The organism is Gordonia desulfuricans NBRC 100010 (genome assembly GCF_001485495.1).
GTDB lineage: Bacteria > Actinomycetota > Actinomycetes > Mycobacteriales > Mycobacteriaceae > Gordonia > Gordonia desulfuricans.
The window spans coordinates 93,490-109,471 of record NZ_BCNF01000037.1 but is presented as its reverse complement, the minus strand read 5'-3'; the positions used below and the strand labels follow the sequence as shown (position 1 = coordinate 109,471).

Genomic DNA, 15,982 nt, shown 5'->3' with positions numbered 1-15,982 from the left:
CCGGCAAAGTTGGGCACCGACCCCGCCGATCGGTGTGTGGTGAACGTGGGAAGCGTCCCGGGGCCCCGGCGCATATACCTATACGCGTACCGTCACGGCCACTTTAACGAAGTCGCTACCGGGTTCTAATCGACGACCAGCGGACGCACGCGGTCGAGCGCGGCGATCATCCACCCGGTCTCGGTCATGACGAAGTTCAATGCGAATGAAGCCGACGCTGGTGGAGGTGCGATCCTCACGACCGATACCCGCGCGCTTGCAACGTTTTCCGCAACGACCCACATGTAGTCGTTGTACGAGGTGCGCTCGCCCTGTGCCGCGACCCCCGACACCAACAGCCCGAAGAGGGTGTCGAGGCTCGAGAACTCCCTGAGCGCGGCGCCGGTCAGAACGGACTCAGGGGTTGTGCCGCCGTCCGGATTGAATATCGTGTGAACCAATCGGCGCAGCGCGTCTAGATCAGGCGTAGCCACGAGCGCAACCTCCCCAATCCTTCGAGTCGTCGCCAGCGTACGTTGACGCAACTTCCCACACGGCATCTTGCTGATTCCATTTCAGCGGGACCCTGCCAACTACGCCACTGTTCGGATTCTTCCATTCATAGCCAGATTCATTGGCTTCCTTGTACTATCGTCGCTCGCTCCTCGGGGGTAGGGGGTACCAGTTCTCTTAGGTAACCCTAACTCGGACCGTAGCACGGACTCGTTGCCCCGGCGATCTGCCCCGATGCTGTCGTGGGAGATCCGCACACGTCGGTTTGCCCTGTCTCCGAGGTGAATACGCCATCGGGCGCACCTGAGGCGGACGGGGGGCCGAAGTCGAATCCCGGCAGATCTCGGCGGGAGACGGAATTCCGGCGGAATCCAGGGGAGCCAAACGGCGTCCCGCTGCGTCCAAGTAGTACGGCCGCAGATCGCCGGTCATCCGAGAGAACAGGAAACATCATGTCGCCCAGACGAACCTACCGCTCTGCCCGTACCTGGCTCGACGAGCAGGCCCTGCGCCTGCTGACCGACGAGAGCGGCATGTCGACCGCGGAATATGCCATCGGGACGATCGCTGCCGCGGCCTTCGGTGCGATCCTCTACACAGTGGTCACCGGTGGCGACATCGTCAGTGCACTGACCGGGATCATCGACAAGGCCCTGAACACGTCGGTGGGCTGATCGTGGATGGGCTCTGGCGTGACGAGGACGGGATGGCGACCGTCGAGGGGGCGTATGCGATCGCGGCGATCGTCGTCGTCCTGATCCTCGCGCTCGGCGGGATCGGGGCGGCCATCACCTCGATCCGGTGCACCGATGCTGCCCGTGAGGTGGCCCGGCTGACCGCCGCCGACGACCCCGATGCCCGTGCCGCCGGACAACGGCTGGTCGGGGCCGACGCACGGATCACCGTGAGCGAGAACGATGAACGGATCGTCGTCGAGGTGACCGACGGCGTGCTGATGCTGCCCGGGCTGACCATGTCGGCCCGGGCGGTGGCGGTCCCCGAACCGGACGGCTCCGATCAGGTGGTGTTCGCGCCGGGGGTGCAGCCGTGAGGTCCGGGCCGAGGCGGCTCGCCGACGATGAGGGCGGCTTCGCCACGGCTGCCGCGGCGGGGGTGATCGTCGCGGTGCTCGCGGTGATCCTCCTGGTGATGGTGTTCGGTGCGGCGGCGCTCGCACGTCATCGTGCACAGTCGGCGGCCGATCTCGCCGCGCTGGCCGCCGCAGCCGATCACGTCGCCGCCGGGGCGGACCCGTGTGCGGTGGCGGTGCGTGTGGCGGGCCTGCAGACACCACCGGCGCGGATCGTCGACTGCCGGATGGCCGATGCCGATGTGGTGGTGCGTGCCGAGGTCGCGGTGGACCTGGGGCCGTTCGGTGTGCGGCACGGCGAGGCGGTCGCGCGCGCCGGCCCGGCGTAGATCGTTACCCAGTCGAACAAGATGAGTCATTTGTCCAGATGATTCCGATTTTCTGCCGACCCGCGTTGTGACGATCGCAGACTTCGTTCCTGTGACCGTCCTGAGAGGCGTCACAGACGAGCATCCGTACGGGGGGCGGGGCTTGCCTGATCACCGCGAAACAAGGAGCAACCGAAGTGCACGTCGCACGTAATCCGCGCCGCCAGACCGGACTGATGATGGGCCTCGCAGCCGCGGGTGTCACCGCGGCAGTGGCCGCCCCGTTCGCCTCGGGAGCGGCACCTGTCGTGGCCGCCGATGCGGTCACCACCGCAGCCCTCACCACGACGGCCGAACCCTCGCCGATCGTGTACTACCAGCAGGTCATCGCCGAGACGCTGGCGAATCTGCAGGATATCGGCACGACCATCGGCACCCAGGGCGCCACCCCCATCCTGACGGCGATCCTGAACAACCAGGCCGAGCATGCGCAGGCCGTCGGGGCCGCACTGGGCGAGATCGGGCCGAATCTCATCGCCTCGCTGCAGACCGATCTGCCGCGCTACCTCACGGCGGCGCAGACGGAGTTGGAGGCCGGCAACATCGACGCCGCACTGAACCAGCTGTTCGTCGCGGTGCTGGTCCCCGTTCTCAAGGGACTCGACCTGTTCGGCGGCACCCTGACCCCGATCATCGCGGCGCTCTCCGAGCCCTTGGAGAATCTCAATGCCGTGGTCAAGTGGCAGTTGGCGAACTCGATCCTGATCGGTGGGATCGCGCTGATCAGCCCCATCGCCGGCGCCTACGGTGGCCTCGGCGACGGCATTCAGGACATGGTGACCGCGGTCGAGAACGGCGACGCCGTTTCCGTGATGAACGCGCTCCTCAACTTCCCGGGCAAGGTCGTGGGTGGATTCCTCAACGGCGGTTCCGGACCCAACCTCGGTTCGCTCCTGGGTATCGACATCCCGGGCATCGTCATCACCTCGGGTGGTCTGCTCGGCGGTGCCGGTGGCGGGGCGAACGGGACGTCGCTGTTCGGCAGCATCCCGGCGCTCCAGTCGTTGCAGCAGAGTATCGCCGGGATCCTCGACGGCACGTCGTCGCTCAGTCCGCATCCGAACACCGCCACCCGATCGATCACGGTGACGCTGGGTGCCACATCGACCGATGCCGCCACCACCGTGTCGACGCCGGCCTCCACGCCGGAGACCGCCGAGGTGAGTGCGCCGGAAGCAGCCACGCCCGAGACCACCACTCCCGAGTCGAGTGCGCCCGAGACGAGTGCGCCCGAGACGGGTGCTGCGGAGACCCCGGCGCCCGAGATCACCGCCCCCGAGACCACCGCACCGGAGGCCACCGCACCGGAGACGACAGGTTCGGACTCGGCTGACTCCGGGGCCCCGGCCGATCCGGGGACGTCGGCCGCAGACTCCGCGTCCGACGACGACGCAGGATCGTCGCCGGGATCCACCGATGGTGGTTCGTCGGGTGACGACGGTTCGTCCGACGGTGGCCCCTCCACCTCGGACTGATCCCACCAACCCCGCCGCAGGGGCCGGTGGAGCCGACTAGTCTTCGGTCCTCCGGCCCCTGCCGGCGGGCGACCCCACGGTGAGAGCCGTGAACACGAGCGGGAGTGACGTGCCGACGATCATCGACGACGATGCGGGCCCGGGCGTGCGCCGCGCGGGCCCGATGGTCGGTCGTCGTCCCGAGCTCGCGCTGTTCGACGGGTTCGTCCGGGCCATCAGGGCCGGTGCCGCACCCGTCGCCCGGGTGGTGGGTGATCCCCTGATCGGGGTGACGACGCTCGTCGCCGAGTGTGTCGCCCGCGCCCACGGCACCGGGATCACCGTGCTGCGCGCCTCGGGGGTGGAGTCGGAGACCGACATCCCCCTCGCCACCCTCCAAGAACTGCTCCTCCCGGTGATCTCGGCTCCGGTGGCGCCCCCGACCCTGCAGATCGCGCTGGGCCTCGCCGACGGACCCCGTCCGACCGAGGACACTGTCATCGCCGACGCGCGAGCGCTGCTCGCCGGTCTGGCCGCGACGACGGGGCTGCTCGTCGTCGTCGACGACCACCATCTCGCCGATCCGTTGTCGCGCACCGTCATCGCGGCATGCGCCGATATCCCCGCGACCGGCATCCTGCTCGGCACGCACCACCCCGCCCTCGACTCCCCGGCACCGATCACGACGATCCGGCTCGCCCCGCTCGACGACGAATCGGCCGCCGAGCTGCTGCGGCAGCGCCACCCCGACATCGCCGGCAGCGTCGCCTCCCAGGTGATCGCCTGGGCCGCCGGAAACCCGACGGCGCTCGACGAGATCGCCGCATCCCTCTCGCCGAGGCAACGTGCCGGTGCCCGTGACCTACCGCGCATCCTCCCGATCAGCCGTCGGCTGCGCCGGATCGTCCACACCACCCCGCCGGGGCCGGGCGCTCACGCGCAGGGTGTACCCGGCACCGTCGCCGATCGCGACGTGCTCCTCGTGGAGTTCCTGCGATCACTCGCCTCACCGTCGCATGCCGGCACGGATGCGGCCCGACGGTCCCGGGTCCTCGCCGACTCGCTGACCTGGGCACGATGTACCGGTGACGAGCAGGACACCCTGATCCGGATCGCATCGACCGGCGTACCACCCGAGGCGGCCCACGAACTCGGGGACCATCTCGACGGACTCCGCGCCGATCTCGACGCCGACCCCACCGAACTCATCCTGGGGCTGGCGCTCCTCGCCGAGACCGCGGTCGTGGCCGGACAATTGGACGAGGGGGTCGCCCTGCTCCGCGAGGCGGCGACCCACGAACCCACCGCGGCCCGCCGGGCACGGCTCATCGGCCGGGCGGTGGGAATCGCCGCGGTCACCGACGTCGGTTTCGCCGCCGAACTGATGGAACAACTGCGCGTCGACGACCCGTACTTCGGCCGGTCCCTCGTCGCCGCGACCGGCGCCGGCGCGGTCCTGGCGCATGGGCCCCGCGGCGATATCGATGCCGCACATCGCATCCTGCGAACCGCGCTGGACCGCCGGCCGGTCGCCCATCATGCCGGTCCGCAGCAGGCCGGGCCGGTGGTCGTCGACGCCCTGCGCGCCCTGCGCTGGGCAACATGGCTCGGCGGCCGTCCGGAGCAGTGGGAGCACTACCATGCTGCAGTCGAGCGGCTGTCACCCGATTCCCGCCATCCCCTCGACGAGGCGACCGTCGACGGCCGCATCGATCTGTCGCGGATCGACACCCTGATCACCCGCCTCGCCGACCCGTCGACCTCGGCGATCGATGTGGTCCTGATCGGTGAAACCGCCTCGGCTGTCGATCATCTCGCCGAATGTCGCCCCGCGATCGAGGCGACGTCGGAGCTCGCCACCCGGCTCGGCCTGCCCATGATCAAGATGTGGATCGACCTGCAGCTCTCACTGGACGACCTGAACCGTGGCGAGTACGGTGCGGTGATCGCCGCACACGGGGGTGCCCGCCGTGATGCACACGACCCCACGGCCACGCCCAACATTCTGGGATGGGCTGCCGACTATCACCTGGGTATCGCCCATGCGCGGCGGGGCGACGTGGATGTCGCGATCATGATCGCCGAATCGGTTGCCGCCTGGGCGCTTCCGCGCCGAGCCCGCACGGTGGCGGGTTGTGCCGAGCACGTTCTCGCGATCTGTGCGAGCGCACGCGACGACCACGAATCCGCGTACACGCACCTCACCGCGATCACCTCGCCCGGAACCTGCCTGGAACCGAGTTGGTGGGCGACCTCCGTCGACTTCGAGATCGTCCTCGCCGCGGTGCGGACCGGGCGTAGGGAGGTCGCAGGAACCCATGTGGAGGCCATGCGGCGCAGCGGATATCCCGAGCGTTCCGCGCTGGCACGGATGCTGTACCTGACCTCGTGCGCCCTCGTGTCGGCCGATGCGGATGCGCATCGACTGTTCGCCGCGGCCCTCGCGGTCCCCGGTACCGAACGCTGGTCGTTCGATCGTGCACGAGTGCAGCTGCTCGCCGGTTCCGCACTGCGACGCCGACATTCGGTCACACGGTCGCGTCCGCTGCTCGCCGACGCGGCCACCGCCCTCACCCGGATCGACGCGGGGCCGTGGGCCGATTGGGCGCGCCGGGAATGGGAGGCCACCGCCTCCACCCGGCGTCGGACTCCGCCGTCGGGCGCCGTCGCCGACGTCCCGGCCGGGGGGCTCACCCCGCGGGAACGCCACATCGCAGAGCTCGCCGCAGAAGGATTGAGCAACAAGGACATCGCCGCTCGGCTGGTGATGTCGCCGCGCACCGTCGGCAACCATCTGCATCACGTCTATGCGAAACTGTCGGTCACCTCGCGGCTGGCACTCCGTGATGCGCTTGCGCAGACATCGGCCCCGGCGTCGAGCGGGGAGTGACCGGACCGTCGGATGGCTTCGGGTGCAAAAGATCTCGGAGTCCTGCCCGGGATCGCACGCCGAGCACCCCGTAGACGTGATGCAGGTGCGTACCCACCGTACTCGGCGACATCATGAGGTGGGTCGCGATCTCACGGTTGGTCCGGCCCGATGCGGCCATCTCGGCGATCCGCTGCTCGATGGCGCTGAGCCGTTCGAATCCGATGATCGACGCCGCACCCGTGTGGACACCCAGGCTGTGCAGTTCGCGGCGAGCCTGCTCGAGCCACGGCGTCGCGCCCAGGAGCTGGAAGGTCATCGCAGCCCGGCGCAGGTGGTCGGTGGCCTGTGCGGCGACGGCGGGATCGGCGTCGCGGCGCAGGACGCGGGCGAAGGCCAGCCGGATCCGCGCGGTCACGAAGGGCCACCGATCGCGGTCGGTCGGGGCCAGCGCCCGGGTGAACATCTCGACGTCGGAGGTGGTGATCGCCAGGGCGCCGAGGAAGATCATCGTCGAGCGGGCCCGGCGGTAGTCGGTGTCCGGGTCGACGTCCGGATCGGCGGTGGTCGGCCCGGAGGCGTCGAGCATCCCGGTCAGGCGTCGACGCAGTGCCGAGAGGTGGTCACCTGCGCCGCTGCGCTGGGCCGACTCGGCGAATTCGAGTGCGGTGCGGTCGTCGACGGCGATCAGCTCGCCGTAGCCGGCGTCGTCGGTGAGGCCGCCGAGTAGCCGGTGAGCACGCCGCGGGCGGTCGGCGGCGAGGGCACTCGCCGCACGGATGTGGACCGATCTGTCCCGGAGACGTTGTGCGCCACGGGGCGTCGACCATTCGCCGAGGAACGCGGCGTGTTCCAATGCGGCGGAATCATTTCCGCGATGGGCCTCGAGGATGCCGAGGTTGTGGTGCAGCCATGCCTCGGAGACCGAATGGTGATCGCGATCTGCCCGCAGGGCCAGTGCGTCGGCGGCGATCGTCGCGGCGTGGTCCCAGTTGCCGTCGTCGATGCCGTCGGCGGTCAGCAGCACTCCCGCATAGATCGCCGATGCCGTCGGATACCGCCGAGTCCATAGTCGTTCCAGGGCATCTCGCCACCAGTAGTGACGCCGGCGGGTGCCGGTGGCAAAGGCGACCCGGATCGTCTGGGCCGGATCGTCGGTGTGGGTGAGCGCCCGCACGACCGGGGAGTCATCCGGTGGCCGGAGCACGGCGGCACCGGGCGTGGTGGCGGTGGCGGCGATCGTCGCCCACGTCGAGACGCGATCACCCAGTCCGATGACGGTGTTGCCGAACAGATCCCAGATGTCGCGCCGTTCGGCGGCGGAGGCGACCAGATACATCGCCCAGAGCGCTTCGTCGAGGACCCATCGGCCGGCGATGCGGTCCTGGTCGCGCAGTCCGGTCGCCATCGAGTGCGCCAGTGCGCTCAGCCGCGCGCCGCTGCCGAGTCCCAGATGCAGGTGTGCGACCTGGGCTTCCAGCGACGCGGCGGTGGTCCGGTCGGCAGACAGGGCCTGACGCAACAACAGCGACACCTGGTCGAGGTTGGCGGTCACGTCGGCGGCCACCCCGGCCGCGGCCGCCAGCAGCCGGCCGCGCGTCTCCGGGTCGGTGCTGGACTCCACCGCACCGGCGAGTTCGGTTGCCGCTCGGTCGATGTCGCCCGACCGGAGCTCGGCAAGCGCACGTCGGGTGGCCTCGGTGGGATCGGTCGGCAGTCCTGGGGCCCCGGCCGGGGACGCACCGGCCACGGGATCGGCGGTGGTCGGATACCAACGGCGGGTGACGATCCGGTCGTCGACGACGGCATCGGGGGTCGCGGTGGCGAGGATGGCGATCGGTTGGTCGCGGAGCCGGCGGGCGACACCGGCGAGTACATCGGCGCCGGCCCGGTCGATCAGATCGAGATCGTTGAGCGCGATCACCACCGGGCCCAGCGGCCGCGCCGCCTGCTGTAGTCCCACCAGGCCGCCGATCAGGGCCAGCACATCGGGTTCGTCGGCGGCGACGAGTCGTTGCAGGCGGCTGATCCGGTGCCGGGCAGGGTGGTCCGCGGCGGTGCCGGCGGGCAGCGTGACGTGATGGAGCAGCGATCGGAGCGCACTGAGCGGGTGTATGTGATCGGCGTCGAAGCGATGTCGCAGGACGAGTGCTCCGGACCTGCGCGCCTGCGTGAGGATGGTGTCGACGGTGTGGCGTGACTCCCGCGTCGAGGCGCCGACGATCAGCGTCAGTCCCGGTGGCGGGGTGATGGCTTCATTCGTCGTCGCAGACATCCTCGACTCACTGCTCTGTGGACCGAACCCGCTCAGGCTACTCCCCGGTAATATCGCGGCGGAGCGGAACCGTCCACTTCGTCCGGAATCGGTTCACCGCGGTGGTGCCCGGTTCACCGTTGTGTCGTCCGGTTCACCGCTGTGTCGTCCGGGTGTACGACGAGCCTGTGCACACGCCGATCCCGGTGTCACCATCGGTGGATGGACATCTCCTGTCGTCGGCTTCCGGTCGCGCTCCTCGTCGCCGTGGGACTCGCGGGTGCCGTGGTCGGATGCGGTCCGGACGACACCTCCACGAAGTCCTCGGCTCCGGTTGTCGTGGTCACCGAAACACACACGGAGACAGTCGGTCCGGCAACGACGGCAACGACGGCGACGACGACACCGTCGCCGACGGCCACGCAGGCCGACACCGCCGCCTACGTGGGGGACTGGACCGGTCACACCCGCGGCATGGCGTTGTCGTCGGACGGGACCGGGACGATGTCGGTGTTCAGCGGCGCCGCCGACGGCGAGGACTGGACGCTCACCTGGGGCGCCTCCGGCGGCGGTGTGGACGTGACGCTGGTGAGCCGGACCTCGGTGGTCGGGGACGGTCTCGCCGGCGCGATGAACGCCGGGGCCACCTATCGTGGCACCCTCACCTCGGACAGCGCCGGTGTCACCTACATGACCATGACGGGCTTCGGCAACGGCGGCTATCCGGTCACCTGGTGTAACCGGGAACGCTACGGATCTTCGCCGGAATGTGGCGCGTGAGCCGACACTTCCTGCCCGCCCTCATCGGCGGCCGCCCGATCGTCAGCTCTCGCCGAGTTCCACGACCGACACCTCGGTGCCACCGGTACGAAGGGCCGTGACGACGTCGGCGGGGGCCGTGTCATCGGTGATCAGGCGCTCGAAATCGTCGAGCGGCGCGATCCGGTGCAGGGCGGTGCGCCCGATCTTGCTGCCGTCGGCGAGGATCACTCGTCGCGACGCGGACTCCAGCATCGCCGCCTTGGAGGCGGCGACGTGCTGTTCGGGGTGGTAGACACCGCGCCGGTCGACGCCGGCGAACGAGAAGAACCCGATGTCGGCGCGGATCTGGCGAGCCGCTTCCTGGCAACTGATGCCGTGCGTACTGGCGTGGCGCACGTCGTACTCGCCTCCGAGGACCACCAGTCGCACGTCCTCCCACTCCGCCGCCCGAGAGATCACCGGGACGAAATTGGTGATCAGGGTCAGTGGGCGCACGGCCTCGAGAGGATCGAGCAGATGCAGGTTGGTGGTGGAACTGTCCAATATCACCGACATCCCGGGCTCGATGAGTGCCGCCGCATGGGCTGCGATCGCCGCCTTCTCGGTGAGCGCTGCGCCGAAGCGGTACTCGATGCTGCTCTCGAAGACGCTCGACGGTTGCGCGGTGACGCCGCCGTGGAACTTGCGGACGACACCCTTGCGTGCCAGCGCGTCGAGGTCACGGTGTGCGGTCACCAGGCTCACGTTGAAGCGGTCGGCGAGTTCCTGCGCGGTGGACGTGCTGTGCGTGAGCAGGAAGTCGGCGATGTCGCGCCGCCGCTGGGCGGCTGATTCCCCCCGTCCTGACGTCATGATCGGCTCCCGGGGTCGGGTCGGTTCGGTGTCGTGCAGCACGAGATTAACACCGGCGGATCTCGTCGCCCGAGTACGCGGATCACGTTGCGTGACAGTCGCATCCTGTTTCCCATTCCGATGTCGTCCCGTCATCTCGCGACAGGATACGGAAATTCTGGCTTAACTCTTCCTGAAGTTGTCGTCTGATCGTGAAAATTCATCACTTCATACGACATAGTTGTCGTCGGCGCGCTCGGGGAACCGCCGCGACGAGACCACTGCCTCGTCGTCGGAGGACGGGTGCGAACTCATGACTTTCGCCATTCACATCAGAAGGAGCTGCATAGACCATGCGTGTTGCCAGACGTGTCCGCATGATCGGCGCATTGGGGGCGAGTGTGCTCGCCGCATTGGCGTTCACCGGATGCTCGAGTGCGGTCGGAGGCCAATCCGACGAGGCCGCCTCCGCGACCGTGATCCAGTACAACTGCCCCGATCAGTGGGCGAACTTCCCGGCTGTCCGGGCGGCGTTCGCCGACGAGTCCGGGATCACCGTCCCATCGGACGTCAAGAACAGCGGCCAGTCGCTCAGTGCCCTTGCCGCGCAACGGGATCACCCGCAGGCCGACGTCGCCTACTGGGGTTCGAACTTCGGCATCACCGCCTATGACCAGGGACTGACGACGCCGTACTCGCCGGCCGGTTCGGCCGAGATACCCGCCGATCTGAAGTCGAAGGACGGTTCCTGGACGGCCGTGCACTACGGGGTGGTGGCGATGCTCGTCAACAAGAAGGCCCTCGGCGGGCTGCCGGTGCCGCAGACCTGGGACGACCTGCTCAAGCCCGAGTACGAGGACAAGGTCTTCTACGCCGACCCGGGCAAGGCCGCGATCGGCTACTACACCGCAGCGGCGATCAACCTGGCCAAGGGCGGAACCACCTCCGACTGGCAGCCCGCGATCGACTACTTCGGCAAGCTCAAGGCCAATGGCGCGCAGGCCCCGGTGAACACCACGCCGGCGAAGGCCGCGTCCGGTGAGTACCCGATCCTGATCGACGCCGATTTCAACGGCTACGCCCAGAAGTACGACAACGGAGCCGATCTCGACGTGGTGATCCCGTCCGACGGCACCGTGAAGGTGTCCTATGCGGTCAGTCTGGTCAAGGACGGACCCAACCCGGCCGGGGCGAAGAAGTGGATGGACTTCCTCCTGTCCGACACCGGTCAGCAACTCTTCGCGAAGTTCTACGTCCACCCGGTTCGGGGCACCATGCCCGCCGACATCGCCGCACGCATGGCACCGCAGTCCGACTACGACAAGGCCCGCACGGTCGACATCGGCGCACTGGCCGCCGCGCAGGACGGCTTCGTCACGGCGTACACCGCCGCGATCTCGGGCTGAGTGATGGCGGTCCTTGCTACCGGAACCGCTCCCGGGCTGCGTATTCCGCGCAGCCTGGGAACGGGGCTGATGGTCGTCCCGGCGGTGGCCTTCCTCGTCTTGTTCATGGTGGTGCCGCTGGTGTCGTTCTTGGTCCGCAGCGTGACCGGGGACGACGGCGGATTCACCTGGCAGTACTACGCGGAGATCTTCACAACCGCGAATTATCGTTCGGCCCTGATCAATTCGCTTCTTCTGGCCATCGGCTCGACCCTCATCACGATCGTCATCACGGTGCCCGCGGCGCTGCACCTGGCCAGGATCGACGGGAAGCGGGCGATCGGCTACGACGCCGTACTGACCTTCCCGTTGTCGTTGCCCGGCCTGGTGATCGGCTTCTTCGTCATCATCCTGTTCGGCAGGGCGGGCCTCGCGCAGTCGGCGAGCACCGCACTCACCGGGCATCCGTCGTTCGTCCTGGCGTACTCGATGCCGGGATTGTTGTTGGCCTACCTGTACTTCCAGTTGCCCCGCACCCTCGGAATCCTGCGTGGTGCGGCCGCGGCTCTCGACCCCGATGCCGAATCGGTGGCCCGTACCCTCGGGGCATCGCCGGCGCGGATCACCGCGACGGTGGTGTTGCCCGCGTTGTGGCCGGCGATCCTGTCGGCGGCCGGGATCGCGATCGCCAGTTCACTGGGCGCCTACGGCACCGTCGCCGCACTGTCGGAGGGATTTCGCGTGCTGCCGTTGGAGATCGCCGAACAGGGGACCGTGTTGCAGAACACCGCTCTGGCCGGGGCGATGGCCATCGTCCTCGCCGTGCTCAGTGCGGTGTTCACCGTGATCAACCATCTCGGTGAGCGGATGATCGAACGCTCGGCGGTGCGCGCATGACCGCCGCGCCGGCCGCCGTGTCCACGCGGCCCACCGCCGACCGGTCGCCGGGGAGCTCACCCGCACACAAGGATCCAGCGCGGCGGAAGCCGCAGGGGCGGCGACGATGGGTCACGGCATCGGCGGCCCGGTTCTGCCTGTTCATCTCGGTCCTCCCGATCGTGGTCACCGTGCTGGTGGCGTTCACGGCGAACTGGAACGGCGGTCCGTTGCATGGAGGTGTGACGACCGCCTGGATGAACGACGCGCTGCCCACGTTCCTGCCCGCGCTCTCGATGAGCGCCCAGGTCGCCGCACTCACCCTGCTGATCGGTCTGCCGTTGGGAATCCCGCTGGCGCTGTTGCTGGCCCGCGGCGGCGTGCCGGGCGTCGGGCTCCTGCAGTGGATGGCGAGTCTGCCGTTGGCGGTACCGGGTATCGCCGTGGGACTGGCGTTGGGTGCGATGTACCCGCAACTGCAGCGGTCGGGGTGGTTGCTGATCCTCGGCCACGTCGTGGTGACCATGCCGTTTCTGGTCGGCACGCTGACCCCGGTGCTGCGGGATCCCGATCTGCGTGAGCTGGAACAGACTGCGGCCACGTTGGGTTCGGGGGCCTTCCGGCGCCTGTGGACGGTGACCCTCCCGCATGTCCGTCCCGCTCTGCTCGCGGCGATCCTGATGGTCCTGGCCATCAGCTTCGGCGAGTTCAATCTGACCTATTTCATCGTCAATCCCGCACAGCAGACGCTGCCGGTGGTGTTGTACAGCGCGTTCGTCTACGGACAGACGTCGGAGGGCGCCGCCCTCGCGTTGTGGTACTGCATCACCGTGATCCCCCTCGCGATCGGGCTGCACCTGTTCGGGACCTTCACCGTGAGGAGGCACAAGTGACATACAGATCGGGATCGACGCCGATGGCCGTCGAGGCCGTCGGATTGACCCGGCGATACCCGAAGGCCGGGCGTGCCGCGGTCCAGGACGTCGGTTTCACCGTGGCGTCGGGCGAGGTGCTCGCGCTCGTCGGGCCGTCGGGCTGTGGCAAGTCGACGACGCTGAAGATGATCGCCGGACTCGAGCCGCTCGACGGCGGGTCGTTGGCGCTCGACGGTGTCGACGCGACCTCGACCCGTCCGGAGAAGCGCCGTGTCGGCTGGGTGCCGCAGAGCTATGGCCTGTTTCCCCATCTGAGTGTCGCGGCGAATGTCGGCTACGGCCTTGCGGCACGGCGGGTTCCGAAGTCGGAGCGGATCGATGCGGTGCGGGAGGCCCTGCGGCTGGCGCGGGTGTCCGATCTCGCCGATCGATCGCCGCGGCAGCTCTCCGGCGGCCAGCGCCAGCGCGTCGCGCTGGCGCGCGCGTTCGCCACCGATCCGCGGGTGCTGTTGCTCGACGAACCGCTGGCGGCACTGGACCCGCAGTTGCGTGACGAACTGCGCAGTGAACTGGCCACCATCCTGCATGCTTCCGGACGCGCCACCATCCTGGTCACCCACGACCAGCACGAGGCGTTGTCGTTGGCCGACCACATCGCGGTGCTGCGCGACGGCCGCCTCGAACAGTGCGGTTCCACCGAGGAACTGTGGCACCGGCCGGCCAATCCGTTCGTCGCGGCATTCCTGGGCCGCGCGACGATGATTCGCGGCACGGCCACCCCGACGTCCTCGGTCCGTCTCGCCGGCGACTGGGAGATCCCGCTGGACGTCCTGGACGGCCCTCGGCCCGAACCCGGCCAGGCCTGCGATGTGGTGTTGCGCCCCAAGTCATTCGATCGGGCCGTCACCGGCGGCCTGCCGCTGCGGGTGCTGCGCTCGGAGTACCTCGGCGACACGGTTCGGCTGCATGGCCTGATGGGTCACTCGGACACCGAACTCGTCGTCGAGCTGCCCGCCGGTGCCGGGGTCACCGACTGGGTCGCCCTGATACCCCGCCCCGACTCCATTTCGATCACTCCTGTTGCGCGAGAGAAGGTCTTGGCATGAGCTCGGTTGTCGACGTCGACGCTGCCGACGAGATGATGGTCCTGTGGGATCTGGATCAGACATTGCTCGACTCCGGCGGGGTGGACCGTGAGGTGTGGCTCGACGTGTGTGCCGAGCTGACCGGCACGGTTCCCGACCCGCCCGAGGTGATCCCGGGCAGCACGGTGCGCTTGTTGTTCAGTTCGCTGTTGCGGCAGGCCGGTATGGCCGAACCCGCGATCGCCGCCGCATGTTCGCGGGCGATCGAGCGGGAGCACGAACTGCTCGGCGAGCGTCGTGACCGGTTGATGCGCCGGGGCCGTGCCCTGCCCGGGGCGCATGCCGCGATCGATCACTTCGCCCGCTCGGGGCACATCACCCAGTCGGTTCTGACCGGTAACCAGGTCGGTACCGCGCGGATCAAACTCGATGCCTACGGTCTGTCGTCCGGGCTCGATCTCGAGCAGGGGGCGTTCGGTACGCACACAGTGCATCGTCGGGATCTGGTGGTCGATGCCCTGGAGCTGGCCCGCGCGCGACGCGGTGCACCACTGCGGCCGGGTGATCTCCTGATGATCGGTGACGCCGTCTTCGACGTCGAGGCCGCGCGGAGCAACGGGGCGCGGGTCGTCGCCGTGGCCACAGGTGTCACACCTGCGGACGAATTGCGCGCGGCCGGAGCCGATCTGGTGATCGACGACCTTGTCGACCTGATCCCCGCCATGAGTTCTCATCCTGTTCTGAAAGGCTTCCTGTGACCGCCCATACCCGTTGTGAGCTCATCCAGATCTCCGACACCCATCTCGTCGCCGCCGGAACGTTGTTCGAGGGCATCGACAGTCAGGAACATCTCGAGCGCGCATGTGCGGCGGTGCGTGCCGCCGATCGCACCTTCGACGCCATCGTGCTGACCGGTGACCTCGTCGACGGTGGCGGCGAGGAGGCGTACCGCCGGCTGTCGGCGATGGTCGACGAATTGTCTTCCGAGGTGGGCGTTCCCGCGATCTACGCGCCGGGCAACCACGACGATCCGGAGCTGTTCGCGCGGTTCCTGGGAGTGCCGGTCGGCGCCGGGGGGACCCTCGACCACCAGACGTCGGTGGGTGGCCTGCGTGTGGTGGTGCTCGACAGCAATGTGCGCGGAGCGGGCCACGGTGAGCTGCGTGATCACCAATTCGACTGGCTCACCGAGGTTCTGGGCGAGCCGGCGGAGAACGGGACGCTGCTGGTCGTGCATCATCCGCCGATCCCGGCGAGCTCGCCCTACCTCGACGACTATGTGCTGGCCCCGGCAGATCGGGACCGCCTGGCAGATGTGGTGCGCGGCACCGATGTCCGGATGATCGTCGCCGGTCACTACCACCAGCCGATCGGCGGCGTCCTGGCCGGGATCCCGGTGTGGGCGAGTGGTGCGGTGTCCTACACCGGGAGTGCGTTCGCGCCGGCCGGGTTGCATCAGGGTCTGCGGCTGCCGATGATCTCCAAGGTGCAGCTGTACCCCGATACGGCCATCGGCGTGGCACATCCGTTGCTGGCGGAGCCGCCGGTCTACACGATGGCCACGGAGTAGATCGGTCCCCAGGGTGGGTCGTTCACTGCGTGGGTCGTTCACTGCGTGGTTCGGATCACCGCGTGGTTCGG

Annotated in this window: 15 protein-coding genes; 12 read left to right on the top strand and 3 right to left on the bottom strand. The window is 68.6% G+C overall.

The window, feature by feature from the left end; all coding sequences use genetic code 11:
- Positions 1 to 125 precede the first annotated feature (125 nt).
- Positions 126 to 473: a hypothetical protein gene (locus tag GD1_RS06345; protein ID WP_059036395.1), complete on the bottom strand. Its 348-nt coding sequence runs from the start codon at positions 471 to 473 to the stop codon at positions 126 to 128.
- A gap of 471 nt (positions 474 to 944) precedes the next feature.
- Here GD1_RS06345 and GD1_RS06340 point away from each other — a divergent pair, with 471 nt between their 5' ends.
- From GD1_RS06340 to GD1_RS06320, 5 genes are all read left to right on the top strand, one after another.
- Positions 945 to 1,166 carry a DUF4244 domain-containing protein gene (locus tag GD1_RS06340; RefSeq protein ID WP_020790376.1) on the top strand — a complete coding sequence of 74 codons (222 nt, stop codon included), beginning with the start codon at positions 945 to 947 and terminating at the stop codon, positions 1,164 to 1,166.
- 32 nt (positions 1,167 to 1,198) lie between these two features.
- Positions 1,199 to 1,543, top strand: coding sequence for a TadE family type IV pilus minor pilin (locus GD1_RS06335; protein WP_053777499.1), 345 nt, complete (start codon positions 1,199 to 1,201; stop codon positions 1,541 to 1,543).
- The gene (locus GD1_RS06330) at positions 1,540 to 1,911 is read left to right on the top strand and encodes an Rv3654c family TadE-like protein (RefSeq protein WP_059036394.1); all 372 of its coding nucleotides are present in this window, start codon (positions 1,540 to 1,542) and stop codon (positions 1,909 to 1,911) included. The genes GD1_RS06335 and GD1_RS06330 overlap by 4 nt, the downstream gene beginning before the upstream one ends.
- A gap of 176 nt (positions 1,912 to 2,087) precedes the next feature.
- Entirely contained in the window at positions 2,088 to 3,425 is a 1,338-nt protein-coding gene (locus GD1_RS06325; protein WP_059036393.1) for a superantigen-like protein SSL4, read from the top strand.
- Positions 3,426 to 3,513: 88 nt separating this feature from the next.
- Positions 3,514 to 6,294: a helix-turn-helix transcriptional regulator gene (locus GD1_RS06320; RefSeq protein ID WP_157079382.1), complete on the top strand. Its 2,781-nt coding sequence runs from the start codon at positions 3,514 to 3,516 to the stop codon at positions 6,292 to 6,294.
- On the opposite strand, the gene GD1_RS06315 is transcribed toward GD1_RS06320, so the two are convergent.
- Positions 6,227 to 8,548: a LuxR C-terminal-related transcriptional regulator gene (locus tag GD1_RS06315; RefSeq protein ID WP_059036391.1), complete on the bottom strand. Its 2,322-nt coding sequence runs from the start codon at positions 8,546 to 8,548 to the stop codon at positions 6,227 to 6,229. The genes GD1_RS06320 and GD1_RS06315 overlap by 68 nt on opposite strands.
- Before the next feature lie 201 nt (positions 8,549 to 8,749).
- Here GD1_RS06315 and GD1_RS06310 point away from each other — a divergent pair, with 201 nt between their 5' ends.
- Positions 8,750 to 9,307 carry a hypothetical protein gene (locus tag GD1_RS06310; RefSeq protein ID WP_059036390.1) on the top strand — a complete coding sequence of 186 codons (558 nt, stop codon included), beginning with the start codon at positions 8,750 to 8,752 and terminating at the stop codon, positions 9,305 to 9,307.
- A gap of 42 nt (positions 9,308 to 9,349) precedes the next feature.
- Here the strand turns inward: GD1_RS06310 and GD1_RS06305 are convergent, their stop codons facing one another.
- The gene (locus GD1_RS06305) at positions 9,350 to 10,141 is read right to left on the bottom strand and encodes a DeoR/GlpR family DNA-binding transcription regulator (RefSeq protein WP_152972758.1); all 792 of its coding nucleotides are present in this window, start codon (positions 10,139 to 10,141) and stop codon (positions 9,350 to 9,352) included.
- Between the two features lie 332 nt (positions 10,142 to 10,473).
- Between GD1_RS06305 and GD1_RS06300 the strand changes: the two genes are divergently transcribed.
- From GD1_RS06300 to GD1_RS06275, 6 genes are read left to right on the top strand one after another with little or no spacing between them, the layout of a single operon-like run.
- Entirely contained in the window at positions 10,474 to 11,526 is a 1,053-nt protein-coding gene (locus tag GD1_RS06300; protein ID WP_157079381.1) for an extracellular solute-binding protein, read from the top strand.
- A 3-nt stretch (positions 11,527 to 11,529) separates the two neighbouring features.
- Positions 11,530 to 12,402 carry an ABC transporter permease gene (locus GD1_RS06295; protein ID WP_083533912.1) on the top strand — a complete coding sequence of 291 codons (873 nt, stop codon included), beginning with the start codon at positions 11,530 to 11,532 and terminating at the stop codon, positions 12,400 to 12,402.
- Positions 12,399 to 13,274 carry an ABC transporter permease gene (locus GD1_RS06290; RefSeq protein ID WP_053777448.1) on the top strand — a complete coding sequence of 292 codons (876 nt, stop codon included), beginning with the start codon at positions 12,399 to 12,401 and terminating at the stop codon, positions 13,272 to 13,274. The genes GD1_RS06295 and GD1_RS06290 overlap by 4 nt, the downstream gene beginning before the upstream one ends.
- Positions 13,271 to 14,362: an ABC transporter ATP-binding protein gene (locus GD1_RS06285; RefSeq protein WP_157079380.1), complete on the top strand. Its 1,092-nt coding sequence runs from the start codon at positions 13,271 to 13,273 to the stop codon at positions 14,360 to 14,362. Before GD1_RS06290 ends, GD1_RS06285 begins: the two co-directional genes overlap by 4 nt.
- A complete protein-coding gene (locus GD1_RS06280) occupies positions 14,359 to 15,099 on the top strand; it encodes an HAD family hydrolase (protein WP_059036386.1) in 741 nt (246 codons plus the stop codon). The genes GD1_RS06285 and GD1_RS06280 overlap by 4 nt, the downstream gene beginning before the upstream one ends.
- A complete protein-coding gene (locus GD1_RS06275; protein WP_059036385.1) occupies positions 15,096 to 15,911 on the top strand; it encodes a metallophosphoesterase in 816 nt (271 codons plus the stop codon). The genes GD1_RS06280 and GD1_RS06275 overlap by 4 nt, the downstream gene beginning before the upstream one ends.
- The last annotated feature ends 71 nt before the right edge of the window (positions 15,912 to 15,982 follow it).